Below are 18175 nucleotides of genomic sequence, written 5' to 3'. Positions count from 1 at the left end.
TTGGAGCTCGAAGCGGCTCAGGTGATCTGCAGCGAGCCACCCGCCGCCATCAGCAGGTCGATGACCTCGGGCGCGGTGACGATCTCGTATTGGGGAACCATCTGTTCGGCGGTGAACCCGTTGTGGATCATGCACGAGGCGCAGATACCGACGCGGCCGCCGAGCGACAGGAATTCCTCCAGGAGCTTCGCCACGGGAGCGAAAGGCGCGCCGACATCCATTTCGGCAGTCGCGTCCGGCAGACCGAGTTCGACAGCCTCGACCATCAGCAGGACCATCGCGCTGTGTCCCTTCTTCACCGCGTTCAGAGCCATGGTGAAGGCGACGGTCGCCTTGGCGGGATTGGATTTGCCGTCGAAAAGTGTCGCTACGAAATTGGCCGTTTGCATGCTCGTCTCCTGCCTGATTGGTCATCGTGATGTTCTGCGCATGACCTAGGCAGGAACTGCCGCGCGGAGAAGATCGCCATCTGGACAAAAGATGTCGTTTATCCGCCAAATCGGACCACTTAGCGTAGTCGCTGGTGGTGCCTCTCGCCGAACGCGGGACGGTTCCTCCAAATTTCGAAGACCGCGCCGGCGAGATCATCTCAGGCGAACTCGACGCCTCGCCTGAGATGCGATTGGTAGCCGAGACGCTGATGAAGGCACGTACCTCGATCCTGAACCAGATCAAGGTGCTGAACCCACGCCCTTCCGCTGTCGCTAGAGCAACGCCGATGGTGCGCCTGTTCGTGACCGCGCCTAGCATCGGCGTGATTACGGCCTTGCGGTTGCCTCGGACTTTGACGATGCAGCGCGCATCCGGCGTTCGTCAAGTGCCGACGCCTATCTCGGCCTCACACCTCGACGCTGTGAGTCCGGCGAAACCAGCGGTAACGGCCGCATCTCCAAACAAGGCAATCGGCTTACAAGAATACATCTCTACGAGGCGGCTATCACACTGCTGACGCGCAACCTGCGCTTCTCCACGCTCAAAGCGTGAGGTATTAAGCTGGCCAAGGCATTCGGCTTTAAGAAGGCACGCGTGGCCGTTGCCCGTAAGCTCACCGTTATCCTCCATGCAATATGGAACACAAACACTCAGTTCCGCTGGAGTGATGCCAATGTATAACAACCAGCGAGTACGACTGGCCGACTGACTTCACGAATGCGTCCTGCCGGGCCGCTTGGCCGGGATCAGGCCGACCCTCTGAAACGCAGCACCTCCATCAGACGCACGGAAGATGACCGCGAGGATCACTTCGGTCGATCCACCATCCGACGCCGAAAGGCAGCGACCCAAGCTTTCGACTGCAGAGAGAACCCTGAACCCGGCAAAAGCGCGGGCCTGAAAAAGAAACCTTGGCCAGAGCGATTAGAGAACTTTCAGGGGGCAAACCAAATTAGACGCTAATCCACACTGGTGGGTTTATAGATCGCAGGCGTTCTCCGGCTTTGGCTCCCGCCGAGGGTGGAATCGGTTCGATTATCGGCCGATCAATATCCTCAATACGAAGGGCGAATCTTGAACAATGTCAGCGCCGGATGTCGGAAGCTTGTCCCACGCGATTGTTGAAATTACCCAACGCTATCCAGAATCACCCTTTTTCGTGCTTACAAGGCGCTTACAAAAACGCCTAGAATTCCTTTGTAAGCAAAAGGCGCCGCGTACGGCGCCTTTTAACTTGCTGATTGTTATTGGGAAACTGGAGCGGGCGAAGGGATTCGAACCCTCGACCCCAACCTTGGCAAGGTTGTGCTCTACCCCTGAGCTACGCCCGCATCAGTTTGTGGCGGCCGGTCGCGACCGGCGCCTGAGGTGGGCTGTATATGAACCAAGGCGATGCGGATTGCAACAGTGTTTTTTGTACGCCGCGGGCTGTGGATCAACGGTGGATTTCCGGGTGTTGGCGGGCATCGGGCGCGGCCCGGCTTGTGCACGGGCGGCTGCGTCGGCTAAGGCCTGTGGGGATTCATCGTGAGTTGATGACGGCGGCGGTGAGGTAGATCATGGCCTCGAAGCTCTGATCGGTTTTGCAGGCGCGCATGGCGATGCGTTTGAACTCCTTGAGTTTGCAGAAGAAGTTTTCGATCAGATGGCGCCATTTGTACATCTCGACGTCGAGCGGGATGGGCTTGGCGCGGCGTGGGTGCTGCGAGATGACGATCTTCGCGCCGCGTTCATTGAGGTTGGCGACAATGTCGTTGCTATCGAAAGCCTTGTCAGCGAGCAGAGCTCCGAACTCGACGCCGTCGATGAGCGGGGCAACGCCAACGGTGTCGAAGCGGTGGCCGGGCATCAGGCGGAAGCGGACAAGGTTCCCGAGCCCATCAGTCAGGGCCAGAACCTTGGTCGTCATGCCGCCTTTGGAGCGGCCTATGGCCTGGCTCTGAGTCCCCCTTTTGCGCCCTGACCGTGCCGGTGAACCTTGACGATGGTGGCATCAATCATGGCGTATTCCATGTCCGGCTCATCCGACAGAGCATCGAAAATCCGCTTGAAAACGTCGGCTTTGCGCCAGTCGCTGAACCGCCGGAACGCCGTACTCCAGTTGCCGAACATGGCAGGCAGATCACGCCACGGACTACCCGTGCGAGCAATCCACAGCACCGCCTCCATGAACAGTCGGTTGTTACCCCCGCTGCGTCCAGGGTCCGTCGGCTTGCCCAAACAGTGCGGTTCCATCTTCGCCCATTGGGCGTCGGTCAGTACGAAGCGTTCCATCCGGAGTGTGAATCACATCTCCGGCAAAATGGGAATCCTGAATCCCCACAGGCCTTAGACCGGTGTTGCCTTGATTTGCGAGGCAAAAGTCGAGCCTTCCCGCCGGACTTCCGGCCCGCAGGATCAGGACAGGACCCCATGCCGGCAAGTCGCCAGGACCTTCTCGCCTTTCTCGACGGCCTTGGTCTGGAGGTCGCGACGCGCGATCATCCGGCCGTGTTCACGGTCGCCGAATCCACCGAAATCCACGACGAAATTCCCGGCGGTCACACCAAGAACCTGTTCTTGAAGGACAAGAAGGGCCGCATCTTCCTCGTGGTGGCGCTGCACGATGCGGAGATCGACCTGAAGTCGATCCACCAGCTGATCGGTGCGCAGGGGCGTGTTTCCTTCGGCAAGCCGGACCTCCTGATGGAGGTTCTCGGCGTGCTGCCGGGTTCGGTGACGCCCTTTGCCCTGATCAACGACCGCGAGGGCCAAAGGGTTACGCCGGTTTTCGATGCGGCGATGATGGAGGTCGAGCCGCTCAATTTCCATCCGCTGGAGAACACGGCGACCACGACGATCTCGCGCGCGGGGTTGTTGGCCTTCGCACGCGCCTGCGGCCACGAACCGCGTGTGATCGCGGTATCCGGGCAGCACGGCGCGGTTTGAATTTTGCCGCCGATGCGCCCATGTTAGGCGCAACATGCGGGAGCCCTCCCGATCTGCCGGACGACCCGGCGGCGCGAGAGAGGGAAACCAGACGAATCACGCGGCGGACAGGCTGACCTCGGCCCGTTCGCGCAATCGGGGACGACAGGGTATGAGCAACGACGGTTTTTCGGTCGGGGGCAGCTTCGGCGGGTCCTTCGGCGGTGGCGGCTATGGGACACCGCCCGCACCGGGAGGCGGTGCCGGACCGGCAGCCGGCGGTGCTCCGGCGGCGGATGTCATCCGCGACGTCACCACCCAGAGCTTCATGGCCGATGTCATCGAGGCGTCGCGCAAGCAGCCGGTGCTGGTCGATTTCTGGGCGCCTTGGTGCGGCCCGTGCAAGCAGCTGACCCCGGTGCTGGAAAAGGCCGTGCGCGATGCACGCGGTGCCGTGGTCCTCGCCAAGATGAACATCGACGACCATCCGGAAGTCGCCGGGCAGCTCGGCATCCAGTCGATCCCGGCGGTCATCGCGTTCAAGAACGGCCAGCCGGTCGACGGGTTCATGGGAGCCCAGCAGGAAAGCCAGGTGAAGGCGTTCATCGAGCGCATCGCCGGGCCGATCGGGCCGAGCGATCTGGAGCAGGTTATCGCGCAGGCCGAGGCCGCGCGCGAGGCCGGCGATCTCGCCCAGGCCGCGCAGCTTTATGCCGCCGCCCTGTCGATGGAGCCGGAAAGCGCTGCCGCCATCGGCGGGCTTGCCCAGTGCTATGTCGCCGCCGAGGCGCTCGACAAGGCGCGCGAAGTGCTGGCGATGGCGCCGGAGGCTGCTGCCGCCGATCCGGCGATCTCTGCTGCCCGTGCCGCGCTGGATCTTGCCGATCAGGCAAGCAATCTCGGCGATCTCGCAGGTCTTGAGGCGCGCATCGCCGAAAATCCGTCCGATTACCAGGCGCGTTTCGATCTGGCCGTCGCGCTCGGCTCCAGCGCCGCGCGGCGCCAGGAGGCGGTCGACCAGCTGATCGAGATCGTGCGCCACGACCGGGAGTGGAACGAGGACGGGGCGCGCAAGCAGCTGCTGCAGTTCTTCGAGGCCTGGGGCCACAAGGACCCTGCGACGGCCTATGGCCGCCGGCGCCTGTCGGCTGTCCTGTTCCGCTGAACCGGCAGTCTTGGCCCTGCCTTGAGCGGCAGGGCTTTTTTCGCTCCGTGGCCGGCTCCGGCTGGCCACGGGCGGTTGGTGCGCCCATATAGGAGAGGAGAAGGCAGGCCGCTGCCTGCCGCAACGCTTTCCAACGGGTGATCCGACATGCGCGCCGGAAACGCGATCTATTCCAGTTTCTCAGACCTGCCGGCGACGGTTCCGCTGTTCCCGCTCGCCGGGGCGGTACTGCTGCCCAAGGCGCAGATGCCGCTCAACATCTTCGAGCCGCGCTATGTGGCGATGATCGACGCGGCGCTTTCCAGCGACCGGGTGATCGGCATGATCCAGCCCGACTTTGCCTCCGGCAAGACGGAGGAGCCGGTGCCGCCGCTCGTCGGGATCGGGTGTCTCGGCCGCATCATCGCGGTGCAGGAAACCGGCGACGGGCGCTACCTGGTGACGCTGACGGGGATTGCCCGCTTCCGCCTCGAGGAGGAGCTTGCAACGCTCACGCCCTACCGCATCGGGCGCATCGCTCCCGCGGGCTTTGCCGAGGATTTCGGCACCGGGCTCGGCGAGGACGAAGTCGACCGCGACGGTCTGGTGAAGACGCTGCGGGCCTATCTCGAGGCCAACGACCTGGAGGCGGACTGGGACAGCATCGACCGAGCCTCGACCGAGATCCTGGTCAATGCGCTGGCGATGATGAGCCCTTACGGCCCGGCTGAGAAGCAGGCGCTGCTGGAGGCGCCGGACCTTCGCACCCGCGCCGAAACGCTCGTGGCCCTGACCGAGGTCGACCTTGCCCGCCGCAGCCGCGAGGAAGGCGGCGTGACGCTGCAATAGGTTCGGCAACGGCAACAGGGCCCCGCTGTTGCATTGACGGTCCGGCCATGGCAGCAATCGGTTCGGAACCGGGCCGGCACAGGCTCGATAACGGAGATACCGCGATGGCGAGCGAACCCGCCCATGCACTCGACCGCAAGCTCCTGGAGCTGCTGGTCTGTCCGCTGACCAAGACGACGCTGGAATACGATGCGGCGAAGCAGGAGCTGATCTCGCGCGCGGCCAAGCTTGCCTATCCGATCCGCGACGGCATTCCGATCATGCTGCCGGACGAAGCGCGTCCGCTGGACGACAGCGACGCCGCCTGAGCAAGCAGCCAGCGGCAATCCGAAACGAAAAAGGGCCGGCCCTGCGGGGTCGGCCCTTTGCATTGGTACTGGGCGCTCGGCCTGGTCAGGCGCTCAGCGCGTCGAGTTCGGCAACGATGGCATCGCCCATGGCCGAGGTGCCGATGGCGCTGTCGCCCTTGCCGGCGATGTCGCGGGTGCGCAGGCCCTTGTCCAGTGTGGACGAAATCGCCTTCTCCAGCAGGTCCGCTTCCTCGACGAGGCTGAACGAGTAGCGCAGGCACATGGCGAAACTTGCGATCATCGCGATCGGGTTGGCCGCACCCTTGCCGGCAATGTCCGGCGCCGAGCCGTGCACGGGCTCGTAGAGCGCCTTGCGCTTGCCGGTCTCCGGATCCGGAGCGCCGAGCGAGGCCGAAGGCAGCATGCCGAGCGAGCCGGTCAGCATCGCCGCGACGTCGGACAGCATGTCGCCGAACAGGTTGTCGGTGACGATGACGTCGAACTGCTTCGGCCAGCGGACCAGCTGCATGCCGCCGGCATCGGCCAGCATGTGCTCGAGCTCGACATCCTGGTAGCCGTCGGCATGGGCCTGGCTCACCACCTCGTTCCACAGCACGCCGGACTTCATCACGTTGCGCTTTTCCATCGAGGTGACCTTGCCGCGACGGGTGCGGGCCAGCTCGAAGGCGGCGCGGGCGATGCGGTCGATCTCGTAGGTCTCGTAGACCTGGGTGTCGACGGCACGCTTCTGGCCGTTGCCGAGATCGGTGATCTCCTTCGGCTCGCCGAAATAGACGCCGCCGGTCAGCTCGCGCAGGATCAGGATGTCGAGACCCTCGATCACGTCGCGCTTCAGCGACGAGGCGTCGGCCAGCGCCGGGTAGCAGATCGCCGGACGCAGGTTGGCGAAGAGCTCCATGTCCTTGCGCAGGCGCAGCAGGCCGGCTTCCGGGCGCACGTCATAGGGCACGCCGTCCCACTTCGGACCGCCGACGGCGCCGAACAGCACCGCGTCGGAAGCCATGGCGCGGGCCATCGCCTCGTCCGAAATCGCCTTGCCATGGGCATCGTAGGCGCAGCCGCCGACGAGATCTTCCTCGGTCTCGAAGCTGGCGGTGCCGCGGGCGTTGAACCAGCCGAGCACCTTCTTCACTTCGCCCATGGTCTCGGGGCCGATGCCGTCGCCGGGCAGGAGCAGAAGCTTGTAGGTCGTCATTGGAAGCGTTTCCTCATGGGTTTTCCGGAAGGCCGAAGGGATGATCTTTCCGGTTTCTGCTAGAACGTCGCGCGCCGCTTGGCAAGCATGCGCTCAGCCGGTCGCGATGCTGTCGAGCGCGACATTGCCGCCGCACACGAGCACGCCGACTCGCTCTCCGGGGGCGGGGCGGTAGACGCCCGAGGTCAGGGCGGCAAGCGCCGTCGCCCCGCCGGGTTCGGCCGCCACCTGCAACTCCGTCCACAGCCGCGTCTGCGCCGCGCGGATGGCCTCGTCGGTTACCAGCAGGCTCTGGTCGACATGAGCGGCGCAGATCGTGTGCACCAGGTCGCCGCAGCGCCGGGCGCCGAGGCTGTCGGCGGCCAGGCTGTCGACCGGCACGTCGACCGGCTCGCCGGCCTTGAGTGCCGCGTTCAGGGCGCAGGAGCCTTCCGGCTCCACCGCCACCACCCGCACCTTGCCGGCCAGCCACAAGGCGCAGCCGGAAATCAGCCCGCCGCCGCCGACGGCGATCAGCACCGTGTCGAGATCGGGGACCTGTTCCAGCCATTCCAGCGCTACCGTGCCCTGGCCGGCGATGGTGCCGGGCGCGTCATAGGCGTGAATGTCCATTGCGCCGGTCTGTTCCCGGTGGCGGGCGCAGGCCTCTGCCGCATCGGCATAGCGGGTGCCGGCCACATGCAGTCTGGCGCCGGCGGCGCGGATGCGGGCGATCTTGGCAGGGGCGGAGGTCTCGGGGACGAAGATGTCCGCCGGGTAGCCGAGGGCGCGCGCGGCATAAGCGACCGCCGCGCCGTGGTTGCCGCCGGAGGCCGCCGCAACGCCTGCCTCCGGAACATCGGACGACAGCAGCGTATTGAAGGCGCCGCGTGCCTTGAAGGAGCCGGTATGCTGGACTAGCTCCAGTTTCATCGACACCGAGGCATCGATGCCGAAGCTGCCGGCGCCGCTGTCGACCACCGGCGTGCGGCGCACCCGGCCGGCGATCCGTGCGGCGGCGGCCTCGATGTCGGCGGCGGTGACGGGAAGGGGCTTTGCGGCCTGCTCGGTCATGATGGGCTCCTTGAGGGAGGTGAAAGGGGGCTGCGGATCAGGCGGGCAGGAACCCGGCAAGGCCGCGCAGCACGAGACCGCCGGCAAGGACGGTCATGAGGAGACGGAACCCGTATCGGAATGCGCCTTCCGACATGCGCGCAAGCAGGCGCGTGCCGATCAGCGTGCCGATGAAACCGCTGGCGATCATCGCCAGGATCAGGCCCGTCCAGGGGGCGAAGGCGAAACCGAGAAAGCCGAAGACGGCGATCTTGAACACATGCAGCGACAGCGCGGTGACTGCCTGTGTGGCAACGAAGGTCCGGCGCGGCAGGCGCAGGGCCGCCAGCACCGCGGCACCGATCGGGCCGGTGGCGCCGAAGACCATGCTGAGGCCGGTGGCGACGAAGCCGGCGCCGGCCATCGCCCGCTTCGGCGCGCGCTCGAAGCGCGGCATCCGGCCCCAGACGATCCACAGGATGAAGAGGCCGAGGGCGAGGCGGACGATCTCCGCCGGCAGGTTGACGGCAAGCACACCGCCGAGGACGGCGCCTGCGACCGCGCCGAGCGCGTACCACAGGGCGGCGATCCAGTTGACATGCGGCAGCAACACCAGAGCCCGGCCGCCGTTGGAGCCCATCTGGACGACGCCGTGAACCGGGACCAGCGCGGGGATCGGCATGACCTGCGCCATCACCGCGATCAGCATCATGCCCCCGCCCAGCCCGAAGGCGGCAGATACGGCGGATGTGGCAAGGCTGACGACGATGAGCAGGACTTGCGAGGCCGCGGACATGCCGGGAGCGGCGGTGAGATGCTGGAGCGTGTCGAGAAGGGCGGTCAAGGGGAGGCCCGCACGTAGGGGAGGGGCGGATGCGGGAGGGTCTCCCGCATCCGGTCTTGCATCAGTTCGACGGCATCAGCTGGACGGCATCGCCGTCTCGACCAGCTTGACCCAGTAGGAGCAGCCCACCGGGATCAACTCGTCGTTGAAGTCATAGGCCGGGTGGTGAAGGTTGGCGCTGTCGCCGTTGCCGACGAAGATGAAGGCGCCCGGACGCTCCAGCAGCATGAAGGAGAAGTCCTCGCCGCCCATGGTCGGGGCGACGTCCGTCACCACGTTGTCGTCGCCAGAGATCGTCCGGGCGATGCCGGCGGCAAAGTCGGTCTGCTCGGCGTGGTTGATGGTGATCGGATAGTCGCGCAGGTAGTTGACCTCCGCCTTGGCGCCGAAGGCCGAGGCGATGGTCGGAACGATCTCCTTCAGCCGCCTCTCGGCGAGATCGCGGATTTCCGCGTCGAGCGTGCGCACGGTGCCGCGCAGGTGGGCCGTCTGCGGGATGACGTTGTCGGTGAAGCCGCCGTTGAAGGCGGTGATCGACACGACTACGGACTTCAGCGGGTCGACGTTGCGGCTGGCGATCGACTGCACCGCCTGGATGATGTGGGCGCCGACCAGCAGCGTGTCGACCACCTCATGCGGCTTGGCGGCATGACCGCCGACGCCCTCGATGTCGATCTGGATGCGGTCGGCAGCGGCCATCATCGCGCCCGGGCGGATGTGGAAGCTGCCGAGCGGCTCGCCCGGCATGTTGTGCATGCCGTAGACTTCCTGGATGCCGAACCGGTCCATCAGGCCGTCGTCGACCATCGCCTTGGCACCGGCGCCGCCCTCTTCGGCCGGCTGGAAGATGACCACGACAGTGCCGTCGAAGTTGCGGGTCTCGGACAGATACTTGGCGGCGCCCAGCAGCATGGCGGTGTGGCCGTCATGGCCGCAGGCATGCATCTTGCCGGGAACGGTGGAGGCGTAGGGCTTGCCGGTGATCTCGTCGAGCGGCAGCGCGTCCATGTCGGCACGCAGGCCGATCACCTTGCCGGAGCCGTTCGACTTGCCCTTGATGACGCCGACCACGCCCGTGCGGCCGATGCCGGTCGCCACTTCGTCGACGCCGAAGGCCTTCAGCTTGTCTGCGACCAGCTCGGAGGTACGGTGCGTGTCGTAAAGCAGTTCCGGATGGGCATGAATGTCACGGCGCCACTCGGTGATCTCCTCGGCGAGATCGGCGAAGCGGTTGATGATCGGCATGATGGTCCTCTGGTTTTGGCGAAAGGCTGTCGAGGCTGCGGCGCTGCCGCGGAGAGGCGCGTATCTGACGCCGAAAACGTGGACTTGCGCAAGTCCCGGCGCCATTTTGCCGGCCCACTTTTGCAGGCGCCGCCTCGCCGCTACGTCAGGTTTTCGGCGCCAGCAGCTCGTAGACGCTGGTGCGCTTGACCTCGAAATCCTCCAGCGAGCGGTTCACCGGTACGTCGAAGGTGGCCAGGTGCCGCAGCCGTTCCTTCGGCAGATAGGCGCGCCCCGGATCGCCGACCAGGACGCGGGAGCCGCGGGCCAGCGCCCGGTCGGCCCAGGCCAGCACCCGGCTCGCCATCGGCTTTTCGTAGAAGACGTCGCCGGTCAGGATCACCTCGGCGTCGGGCGGGGCAAGATCGAGCGGATCCTCGCCTTCAAGGGCGAAGGAAACCCCGTTCAGCTCCATGTTGAGCCGGGCGGCGGCGAGCGCGAAGCTGTCGATGTCGCAAGCGGCCACCCGCGCCGCGCCGGAGCGGGCGGCGGCAATCGCGGCCAGTCCCGATCCGGTGGCGAAATCGTAGACGCTGCGGCCGGCGACCAGCGCCGGTTCGTCGAGGATATGGCGGGCCAGCGCCTGGCCGCCGGCCCAGGCGAAGGCCCAGAACGGCGGCGGCAGGCCGATGGCGCCGAGATCGTCCTCGGTCTTCTGCCACAGCGCCACCGCCTCGTCGGCCAGGTACAGGCGGATCTCCGGCGCATGCGGGACCGGGTGGATCCGCGTGTTCGCCAGCACGAAGGCGCGCGGATCGACGGTCGTGGTCATGCGTCCTTCAGGCCGCCCATCTCGCAGACGATCTTCCATTCCTCTTCCGTCACCGGCTGCACCGACAGGCGCATGGAGGTGACCAGCGCCATGTCGGCCAGCCGCGGCTCGTTCTTGACGTCGGCCAGCGTCACGGGCTTGGGCATGTCGCGGACGGCGCGGATGTCGACGCATTCCCAGCGCGGATCGTCGGTGGTGCTGTCGGGATGGACAAGCGCGCAGACCTCGACGATGCCGACGACTTCCTTGCCGATGTTGGAATGGTAGAAGAAGCCGCGGTCACCGAGCTTCATCTCGCGCATGTTGTTGCGGGCCTGGTAGTTGCGAACGCCGTCCCACTGCTCGCCGGCTTCGCCCTTCGCCTTCTGCATCTCCCAGGACCACTTGTCCGGCTCGGACTTGAACAGCCAGTAGCGCATGCTTCAGGCCTCCGGGTTCTTGATGACCCAGTTCCAGGGCCGGATCTCGACGCTTTCGAAGAGGCCCGCGCGGGCATAGGGGTCCTCGGACGCGACGGCGAGCGCCTCGTCGCGGTTCGCTGCCTCGATCACCACCAGCGATCCGGTCATGCCGCCGTCGTCGTCCAGGAACGGGCCGGCCGCCTTCAGCTTGTCGCCCATCGCCTTGAGGAAGGCGAGATGGTCGGCGCGGTTGTCGAGGCGCGTCTGCAGCGCGCCCGGCTTGTCGGTGCAGATGAGGGCATAAAGCATCGGCGGGGCCTCCCGTATCGGTTCGGTAGCGTCTCGCGCATGGCAAGACGCCAAAGGGTCATGCGGCATAGATACCCGGTTCACGGCCGTCCGCAAGCCGCGCCGAGAACCCTGTCAGGTTTCCCGGCGCAGCGGGCGCGTCATCAGCCGCTGCAAGGCCTCGTCGACGTCGAGCCGGCCGTCCAGCACGTCGGCCACCGCTGCCGCTATCGGCATCTCGACCCCGTGCCGGGCGGCGAGATCGACGGCAACGGCGGCGGAATACACGCCCTCCGCCAGCTTGCCGGTCGCCGCGAGCTCGGCCACCGTGCGGCCTTCGCCCAGCGCCATGCCGAAGGCAAAATTGCGCGACTGCGGCGAGGAGCAGGTCAGCACCAGATCGCCAAGGCCGGAAAGACCCGTCAGCGTTTCCGGTCTGGCGCCCAGCGTCAGGCCGAGCCGGCTGAGCTCGGCAAAACCGCGCGCGGTCAGGGCGGCCAGCGCGCTCGCGCCCCAGCCCTTGCCCGCCACCGCGCCACAGGCAATCGCCAGCACGTTCTTCAGGGCGCCGCCGATCTGCGCGCCGAGCGGGTCGGTGGAGGCGTAGGGGCGGAACTGGGGGCTGGCGAGCGCGAGCGCCAGCGCATCGGCCAGCTCGCCGTCTTCGGCGGCCAGCGTCACCGCCGTCGGCAGGCCGCGGGCGACATCGGCGGCAAAGCTCGGGCCCGAGAGGATCGCCGCCCGGCAGGCGGGCGCTGCCTCGGCGAGCACCTCGGCCGGCAGCAGCCCGGTCTCGCGCTCGATGCCCTTGGCGCACAGCACCACCGGCAGGCCGGGCCGGGCGAGCGGGGCGATGGCCGCGCCCATGGCGCGCGTGGTCTGGGCCGGGGTCACCAGCAGCGCTGCGTCCGCATCCTCCAGCGCTTCGGCAAGGTCCGTGGTTGCGGCCACGCGGGCATCGAAGGGAATATCAGGCAGGTAGACCGGATTGCCGCGGCCCGAGGCCACAGCCGCGACCGTTTCCGCGTCGCGCGCCCACAGCACCGTGTCGCGCCCGGCCCGCGCGGCGGTGAGCGCCAGCGCGCTGCCCCAGGCGCCGCCGCCGATGACGGCGATTCGGCGGATCTCCGGCGCGCTGTCCGCCGTGCGGCTCACGGGGCGATCCCCAGCCGGAGCGCCAGCTCGGCGAGCGGGGCGTGAAAGCCGGTGAAGAAGCGGTCCGGACCGAGCCGCAGGGCTTCGCCGACATCCATCCAGAACAGCTCGAAGCGGATTGGATCGCCGCCGGCCGAGGGCGTCATCTCGTAATGTTCCCAGCGGGCCTGGCGTGTCTCGTTGCCGCGCAGCCGGCCGTGATAGAGCCGGCGGGCGTGGATGTCGCGTCCCCGGGAATTGTCGAAGAGTACGGTCTGCTCGCAGAGCGGGTCGAGCGCGCGGGCGACCTCGAGCCCGGTTTCCTCGCGAAACTCCCGGCAGGCGGCGCAAAGATGGCTTTCGCCGGGATCGACCGTGCCGCCGGGGACCTGCAGGCCGACTTCCGGCTGGTCGGGTTGGCGGAAGACCAGCACCTCGCGCCCGGCCGTCAGATAGATATAGGCCTTGTGCTTCAGCCGGTCGAAGCGTTCCGGCACGGCGTCGCACAGGACGCCCTCGAAAAAGCGGGGGTCTGCGGTCACGCCTTGGCTCCCTTGCGTCCCGATCCGATCACAGTGGCGGCCTCCGAATCCAATGGCCAGCGCGGCCGCGCCGGGGCGTCGCGCTCGTCCAGAGCCTTGCCGGCGGCGCGCGCCTCTGCAAGCCGTTCGATGCCGGCCCAGGCAATCATCGCGGCATTGTCGGTGCATAGGCGGCCAGGCGGTGCGACGAGACGTGCGCCGGCCTTCGCCGCCTCCGCCTCCAGCCGCGCCCGGATCGCCGTGTTGGCGGCAACACCCCCGGCGATCACCAGCACAGGCGCGATCTGCGGGTGGCTTTCTGCGAAAAGGGCGAGCGCCCGCCGGCTCTTTTCGCCGATCACGTCGGTCACCGCCTGCTGGAAGGAGGCGCAAAGGTCCGCGACATCCTGCTGCGACAACGGCGCGTTCGCCTCGGCGGTGGTGCGAAGGGCGGTCTTCAGCCCGGCGAAGGAGACGTCGATGCCGGGCCGGTCGAGCATCGGCCGGGGCAGGTGGAAGCGCGACGGATCGCCGCGCATTGCGGCCTTTTCCACTGCCGGCCCGCCGGGAAAGCCGAGCTGCAGGAGCTTTGCCGTCTTGTCGAAGGCCTCTCCCAGGGCATCGTCGATGGTGGAGCCGAGACGCCGATACCGGCCGACACCCTCCACCAGAAGGAACTGGGTATGGCCGCCGGACACCAGCAGCAGAAGGTAGGGAAACGGCAGGCCGTCGGTCAGCCGCGCGGTCAGCGCGTGGCCTTCCAGATGGTTGACGGCGACGAGCGGCTTGCCGGCGGCCATGGCGATGGCCTTGGCCGTGGTCAGGCCGACGATGACGCCGCCGATCAGGCCTGGGCCTGCGGTTGCGGCGACCGCGTCGAGCTCGTCGAAGCCGACGCCGGCATCCTTGAGCGCTGCACTCACCAGTCCGTCGAGAATGCGGATATGGGCGCGCGCGGCGATTTCGGGTACGACGCCACCGAACGCCTCGTGCTCGCCGGTTTGCGAACGGATCACGTCGGACAGGATCTGCCGGCTGCCATCGGGCGCAACGCGCACCACGGCGGCTGCGGTCTCGTCGCAGCTGGTCTCGATGCCCAACACCGTCAGCGGCCCGGCAGGAGGGAAACTTGAGCCGGCCGCATTGGCCGATGCGCTTTCAGGTCTTATCATCGCGGTTCCGCCTAACGGACGCACCCCGCCTAACACCAGGGACGAGTTTCTTGCAAACAAAACATTCCGGCCTTCCCTTGCGCATCGGCACGCGTGGCAGCGCCCTGGCGCTTGCCCAGGCGCACGAGACCCGCGACCGGCTGATGGCCGCCCATGGCCTGCCGCAGGAGGCCTTCGAGATCGTCGTGATCAAGACCTCCGGCGACCGCATCCTCGACCGACCGCTCTCAGAGGTGGGCGGCAAGGGCCTTTTCACCAAGGAGCTGGAAACGGCGATGCTGGAGGGAGAGATCGACATCGCCGTGCACTCCTCCAAGGACATGCCGACGGTGCTTCCAGACGGGCTCGAGATCATCGCCTTCCTGCCGCGCGAGGACGTGCGCGACGCCTTCATCTCGCCGAAGGCGGCGCGGCTCACCGACCTGCCGCAGGGCGCGGTGGTCGGATCCTCGAGCCTGCGCCGCCAGGCGATGATCAAGCGCCTGCGACCGGATATCGAGGTGGTGACCTATCGCGGCAATGTCCAGAGCCGGCTGCAGAAGCTGGCCGACGGGGTGGTCGACGCAACGCTGCTTGCCAATGCCGGCCTGCGCCGGCTCGGCCTCGCCCATGTCATCACCTCGCTGCTGGAGGTGGAGGAGTTCCTGCCCGCCGTGGGGCAGGGGGCGATCTGCATCGAGGCGCGCGCCGACGATGCGGCAACGCGGGAGATGATCGCCTCGATCCACGACGCGGCGACGGAGACCTGCCTTCTGGCCGAGCGCGCCTTCCTGCGCGAGCTCGACGGCTCTTGCCGCACGCCGATCGGCGGGCTGGCGCGCCTGTCCGGCGACCGGCTGGTGCTGGAAGGACTGATCCTGACGCCGGACGGACGCACGGTACACGAGACCCGGCGCGAAGGGACGACGGCCGAGGCCGAAGCGATGGGCCGCGATGCCGGCGCCGAGCTGAAGCGCCGCGGCGGCCCGGACTTCTTCGCGTATTGAGCCATGGCCCGTGTTCTGGTGACCCGCCCGGCGCCTGCCGCCGACCGCAGTGCCGCCCGCTACCGCGCGGCCGGTCACCAGGTGCATGTGGCGCCGCTCCTGGCGTTCGCCCTGCTCGATCCGGGACCGGATACCCTGCCGCCGGCAGAGGGGCTGGCGGCGATTGCGGCGACCAGCGCAAGAGGCATCGAGGCGGCAGTCCGCCTTCTGTCTCCCGCCCATTACGCCCTGCCGCTGCATGCGGTGGGGGAGGCGACCGCACGCGCTGCACGGGCGGCCGGCTTTGCGCAGACCCACGCGGCCGAGGGGGATCTCGTCGCTCTTGCCGCGGCCCTGAGGATTGCGATCCCGAGAGGAGCCGAGGTGCTGCATCTTGCCGCGCGTGACCGCTCGGGCGACCTGGCCGGGCTGCTCGCACCGGCGGGGATCGCCTGCCGGCTGGTCGAGCTCTATGCGATGGAACCGGTCGGCAGCTTGCCGCAGGATATCCGCACGGCCCTGTCGGCCAGCGCCGAGCCGGTTCTTGCGCCCGTCTACTCGCGCCGGTCCGCACAGGCGCTGGCCGATGTGCTGGCCGCCTGGGGCGACCGCCCGCCGTTCCGTTTTCTCGCCATCTCGGCGGAAGCAGGCGAACCGCTGACCGGCCTTGGGCCGGTGGACCTTGCGAAAACTCCGGATGAGGCCGGGTTGATGGCTTTGCTGCCGCCGTGATGTGCGGGTGTTGAAAGGTTTTTTCACCTGCGGCGAAACCCGCCCGGGGGCAGATTTGTTTTGCACCGCAAGAGCGGCGAACATAGACAAAGGGGTGAGGGGCAAGGACGCCGCCGGACGCGCTATACTGGCCCCGTGCCGACATCCGGCCCCGGTGAAGGACCCAAGGGAGAGACCGTTCATGGCTGCCGACAGCAAGAAGCCGGACCCCAGGAGCACCGCTTCGACATCCGCCGACCCTAAGGCAGGCGATCCGAAAGCGACCGACGCCAAGGGCGCGGCGGCTGCAGGTGCGGGCCGCAAGCCGGTGACCATCGATCTGCAGGCCAAGGAAGTGGGGGCAGCGAAGACCGCTTCGACATCCTCCGCCACGGCCGGCAGTTCCTCGTCTTCCACGGCCGGTTCGCCTTCGGCGCCGTCGAGTGCGGCAGGGGCGTCTTCGAAGCCGGAAAGCCGCGTGGCAACAGGCTCGCCGACGGGCGCTTCGGCCGGCTCTGCGAGCAGTTCGACGCCCGGTTCCGCCTCTTCCGGCGCCGCCGGCGCGAAGCCCGCCGCCGGCACGTCGTCGGCCCCTGCTTCGCCGGCAAGCAACGCGTCTTCCGGTAGCTCGCAGGCATCGCCCGCATCTTCGGCGACGTCGTCCTCCTCCGGTCCGGCGGCTGCCAAGCCGGCAACGGCAACACCCTCTTCGGGGGCGGCCTCCTCGTCCGCCGCGCCGTCTTCCACTTCTTCCACCTCGGCATCATCGGGGGGCGCGAGCTCGGCGGCCACCAAGCCGACTTCTTCTGCATCGACTGCGTCCTCGCAGGCCAAGCCGGACAAGTCCGCGGCGCCTGCGGCCGCGAGCGAAGCCAAGTCCTCGACCGGCTTTGGCGGGCTGCTCGCCGCCTCGCTGCTCGGCGGCGCCATCGTCCTTGGCGGCGTCTGGGGCGTCAATCAGGCAGGTCTGCTCTCTTCAGGCGGCGCATCGGCCGAGTTGCAGTCGGCGCTCACCGCGGCGCAAAGCCGCATCACGGGTCTGGAGACGCAGATCGCAGGCCTTGCCGAGCGTGAGGCCCCGGCCGCCGATGCTGCCTTGAGCGCCGTCCAAGAGCGCATCGGCGCCCTCGAGGCCTCCTTGCGCGATCTGTCGTCCGGGTCGGCGGCAAGCAGCCTGTCCGACGAGGCGGCAACGCGTATCGACCAGATCGAATCCGGTCTTGCCGAGCTTCGCCGGTTCGTGTCCTCCGGCGGTGCCGGTGAGACGGCCGGGCTGGCCAGCCTGCAGGAGGCGCAGGGCGCACTCGATACGACGCTCAAGCAGATTTCGGACGGCCAGCAGGCGTTGACCGCCCGCCTGGACGAACTTGCGGCCAAGGTTCCCGACACCTCGGACCTTTCCGGCGGCCTTGCCGAGTTGCGGGACCGTGCGGCCTCGCTGGGGCAGGACTTCGAAGGGCTCAAGTCGGAGCTTTCCGGCCTGCGCGGCGATCTCGACACGATCTCGGGCAACCAGACTGCCCTTGCCTCGAAGCTGGAGCAGGAGCTTTCCGGCCTGACCGGGCGTGTTTCCGCGCTGGACGAGCGACTGTCGCCGGTCGAGGCGCGCATGGGCGACGTCAGCGCAAGGGAAACGGCGGCGCGCGCCGTTGCCGTCTCGTCGCTGCGTGCGGCGATGGATCGGGGCGAGCCCTTTGCGACCGAGCTGGCCGCCGTCTCCTCGGCCCTGCCGGAGGGCACGGATCTCTCCGCCCTGGCGGCCCGTGCGGAAAGCGGCGTACCGACCCGCACTGCATTGCGGGCCGACTTCGCCGTCGCCGCGCGCGCCATGGCTGCGCAGATCGACGCACCGGCCGATGGCGATCTCGTCGGCAGTCTGCTCGCCAATGCACGCTCGCTGGTCTCGGTTCGCCAGCCCGGCGAAAGCGACGCGGCAACGCCGGAAGCTGCGCTCGGCCGCATGGAGGCGCGGGTCGACAGCGGCGATCTTGCCGGTGCGCTTGCCGCCTACGAGGAGTTGCCGGAGGCGGTGCGTGCTGCCGGCGCGGACTGGGCGGCGGATGCAAGGGCGCGGCTTGCCGCAGACGAGTTGATGGACCGGGTGACCGGCGACGTGCTGAAATCGATGGGCGGTGCGGCGGCGCCTGCCGCCTCGAACTGACGACCGCCGCGCCAGTTGCGCACCAACCGCCGGGTAACGAGCCGCCGGGAGT

18 protein-coding genes, 1 tRNA gene and 2 pseudogenes are annotated in these 18175 nt (G+C 67.7%); 8 read left to right on the top strand and 13 right to left on the bottom strand.

Annotation, left to right across the window (positions count from 1 at the left end):
• Window positions 1–17: 17 nt before the first annotated feature.
• Window positions 18–389, bottom strand: coding sequence for a DsrE family protein (locus tag GH266_RS12205; RefSeq protein WP_036585637.1), 372 nt, complete (start codon window positions 387–389; stop codon window positions 18–20).
• A 388-nt stretch (window positions 390–777) separates the two neighbouring features.
• Here GH266_RS12205 and GH266_RS23700 point away from each other — a divergent pair.
• A pseudogene (locus tag GH266_RS23700) lies at window positions 778–984 on the top strand (transposase); the annotation flags it as partial.
• A gap of 704 nt (window positions 985–1688) precedes the next feature.
• On the opposite strand, the gene GH266_RS12195 reads toward GH266_RS23700, so the two are convergent.
• Together GH266_RS12195 and GH266_RS12190 are read right to left on the bottom strand one after the other, a co-directional pair.
• Window positions 1689–1763: transfer RNA gene (locus GH266_RS12195), tRNA-Gly, on the bottom strand.
• Window positions 1764–1954: 191 nt separating this feature from the next.
• A pseudogene (locus GH266_RS12190) lies at window positions 1955–2667 on the bottom strand (IS5 family transposase).
• A 177-nt stretch (window positions 2668–2844) separates the two neighbouring features.
• On the opposite strand from GH266_RS12190, the gene GH266_RS12185 reads away from it, so the two are divergent.
• The 4 genes from GH266_RS12185 to GH266_RS12170 all read left to right on the top strand — a co-directional run bounded on the left by GH266_RS12185 (window position 2845) and on the right by GH266_RS12170 (window position 5640).
• Window positions 2845–3360 (top strand): prolyl-tRNA synthetase associated domain-containing protein, encoded by a 516-nt coding sequence (locus GH266_RS12185; RefSeq protein WP_158194144.1) that lies wholly within the window; start codon window positions 2845–2847, stop codon window positions 3358–3360.
• A 151-nt stretch (window positions 3361–3511) separates the two neighbouring features.
• On the top strand, window positions 3512–4504 hold the full coding sequence (gene trxA, locus GH266_RS12180) for a thioredoxin (protein ID WP_158194143.1): 993 nt from the start codon (window positions 3512–3514) through the stop codon (window positions 4502–4504).
• A gap of 147 nt (window positions 4505–4651) precedes the next feature.
• Window positions 4652–5332 (top strand): LON peptidase substrate-binding domain-containing protein, encoded by a 681-nt coding sequence (locus tag GH266_RS12175; RefSeq protein ID WP_158194142.1) that lies wholly within the window; start codon window positions 4652–4654, stop codon window positions 5330–5332.
• Between the two features lie 104 nt (window positions 5333–5436).
• Window positions 5437–5640 (top strand): Trm112 family protein, encoded by a 204-nt coding sequence (locus GH266_RS12170; RefSeq protein WP_158194141.1) that lies wholly within the window; start codon window positions 5437–5439, stop codon window positions 5638–5640.
• Between the two features lie 85 nt (window positions 5641–5725).
• On the opposite strand, the gene leuB is transcribed toward GH266_RS12170, so the two are convergent.
• The 10 genes from leuB to tsaD all read right to left on the bottom strand — a co-directional run bounded on the left by leuB (window position 5726) and on the right by tsaD (window position 14286).
• Complete coding sequence (gene leuB, locus GH266_RS12165) at window positions 5726–6838, bottom strand: 3-isopropylmalate dehydrogenase (protein WP_158194140.1); 1113 nt, start codon at window positions 6836–6838, stop codon at window positions 5726–5728.
• 93 nt (window positions 6839–6931) lie between these two features.
• The gene (locus GH266_RS12160) at window positions 6932–7891 is read right to left on the bottom strand and encodes a threonine/serine dehydratase (protein WP_158194139.1); all 960 of its coding nucleotides are present in this window, start codon (window positions 7889–7891) and stop codon (window positions 6932–6934) included.
• A gap of 37 nt (window positions 7892–7928) precedes the next feature.
• A complete protein-coding gene (locus GH266_RS12155) occupies window positions 7929–8714 on the bottom strand; it encodes a sulfite exporter TauE/SafE family protein (RefSeq protein WP_209001451.1) in 786 nt (261 codons plus the stop codon).
• A gap of 75 nt (window positions 8715–8789) precedes the next feature.
• Window positions 8790–9959 (bottom strand): M20 aminoacylase family protein, encoded by a 1170-nt coding sequence (locus GH266_RS12150; protein WP_158194138.1) that lies wholly within the window; start codon window positions 9957–9959, stop codon window positions 8790–8792.
• 145 nt (window positions 9960–10104) lie between these two features.
• On the bottom strand, window positions 10105–10770 hold the full coding sequence (locus GH266_RS12145; RefSeq protein ID WP_158194137.1) for a class I SAM-dependent methyltransferase: 666 nt from the start codon (window positions 10768–10770) through the stop codon (window positions 10105–10107).
• Window positions 10767–11189, bottom strand: coding sequence for an EVE domain-containing protein (locus GH266_RS12140; protein ID WP_158194136.1), 423 nt, complete (start codon window positions 11187–11189; stop codon window positions 10767–10769). Before GH266_RS12140 ends, GH266_RS12145 begins: the two co-directional genes overlap by 4 nt.
• Before the next feature lie 3 nt (window positions 11190–11192).
• Window positions 11193–11480, bottom strand: coding sequence for a YciI-like protein (locus tag GH266_RS12135; protein ID WP_067224394.1), 288 nt, complete (start codon window positions 11478–11480; stop codon window positions 11193–11195).
• A gap of 114 nt (window positions 11481–11594) precedes the next feature.
• Window positions 11595–12614 (bottom strand): NAD(P)H-dependent glycerol-3-phosphate dehydrogenase, encoded by a 1020-nt coding sequence (locus GH266_RS12130; protein ID WP_244953677.1) that lies wholly within the window; start codon window positions 12612–12614, stop codon window positions 11595–11597.
• Entirely contained in the window at window positions 12611–13135 is a 525-nt protein-coding gene (locus GH266_RS12125; RefSeq protein WP_244953676.1) for an NUDIX hydrolase, read from the bottom strand. Before GH266_RS12125 ends, GH266_RS12130 begins: the two co-directional genes overlap by 4 nt.
• Complete coding sequence (gene tsaD, locus GH266_RS12120) at window positions 13132–14286, bottom strand: tRNA (adenosine(37)-N6)-threonylcarbamoyltransferase complex transferase subunit TsaD (RefSeq protein ID WP_158194135.1); 1155 nt, start codon at window positions 14284–14286, stop codon at window positions 13132–13134. Before tsaD ends, GH266_RS12125 begins: the two co-directional genes overlap by 4 nt.
• Before the next feature lie 50 nt (window positions 14287–14336).
• Between tsaD and hemC the strand changes: the two genes are divergently transcribed.
• The 3 genes from hemC (at window position 14337) to GH266_RS12105 (ending at window position 18123) form a co-directional block, all read left to right on the top strand.
• Window positions 14337–15272: a hydroxymethylbilane synthase gene (gene hemC / locus GH266_RS12115; protein WP_209001450.1), complete on the top strand. Its 936-nt coding sequence runs from the start codon at window positions 14337–14339 to the stop codon at window positions 15270–15272.
• Window positions 15273–15275: 3 nt separating this feature from the next.
• Window positions 15276–15983: a uroporphyrinogen-III synthase gene (locus GH266_RS12110; RefSeq protein WP_158194134.1), complete on the top strand. Its 708-nt coding sequence runs from the start codon at window positions 15276–15278 to the stop codon at window positions 15981–15983.
• Window positions 15984–16164: 181 nt separating this feature from the next.
• Window positions 16165–18123 (top strand): COG4223 family protein, encoded by a 1959-nt coding sequence (locus GH266_RS12105; protein ID WP_158194133.1) that lies wholly within the window; start codon window positions 16165–16167, stop codon window positions 18121–18123.
• Window positions 18124–18175: the final 52 nt, after the last annotated feature.

The sequence above is a fragment of the Stappia indica genome, from assembly GCF_009789575.1.
GTDB lineage: Bacteria > Pseudomonadota > Alphaproteobacteria > Rhizobiales > Stappiaceae > Stappia > Stappia indica_A.
Note: the sequence above shows the minus strand (reverse complement) of the source record. Positions and strands in the feature narration are given on the sequence as shown.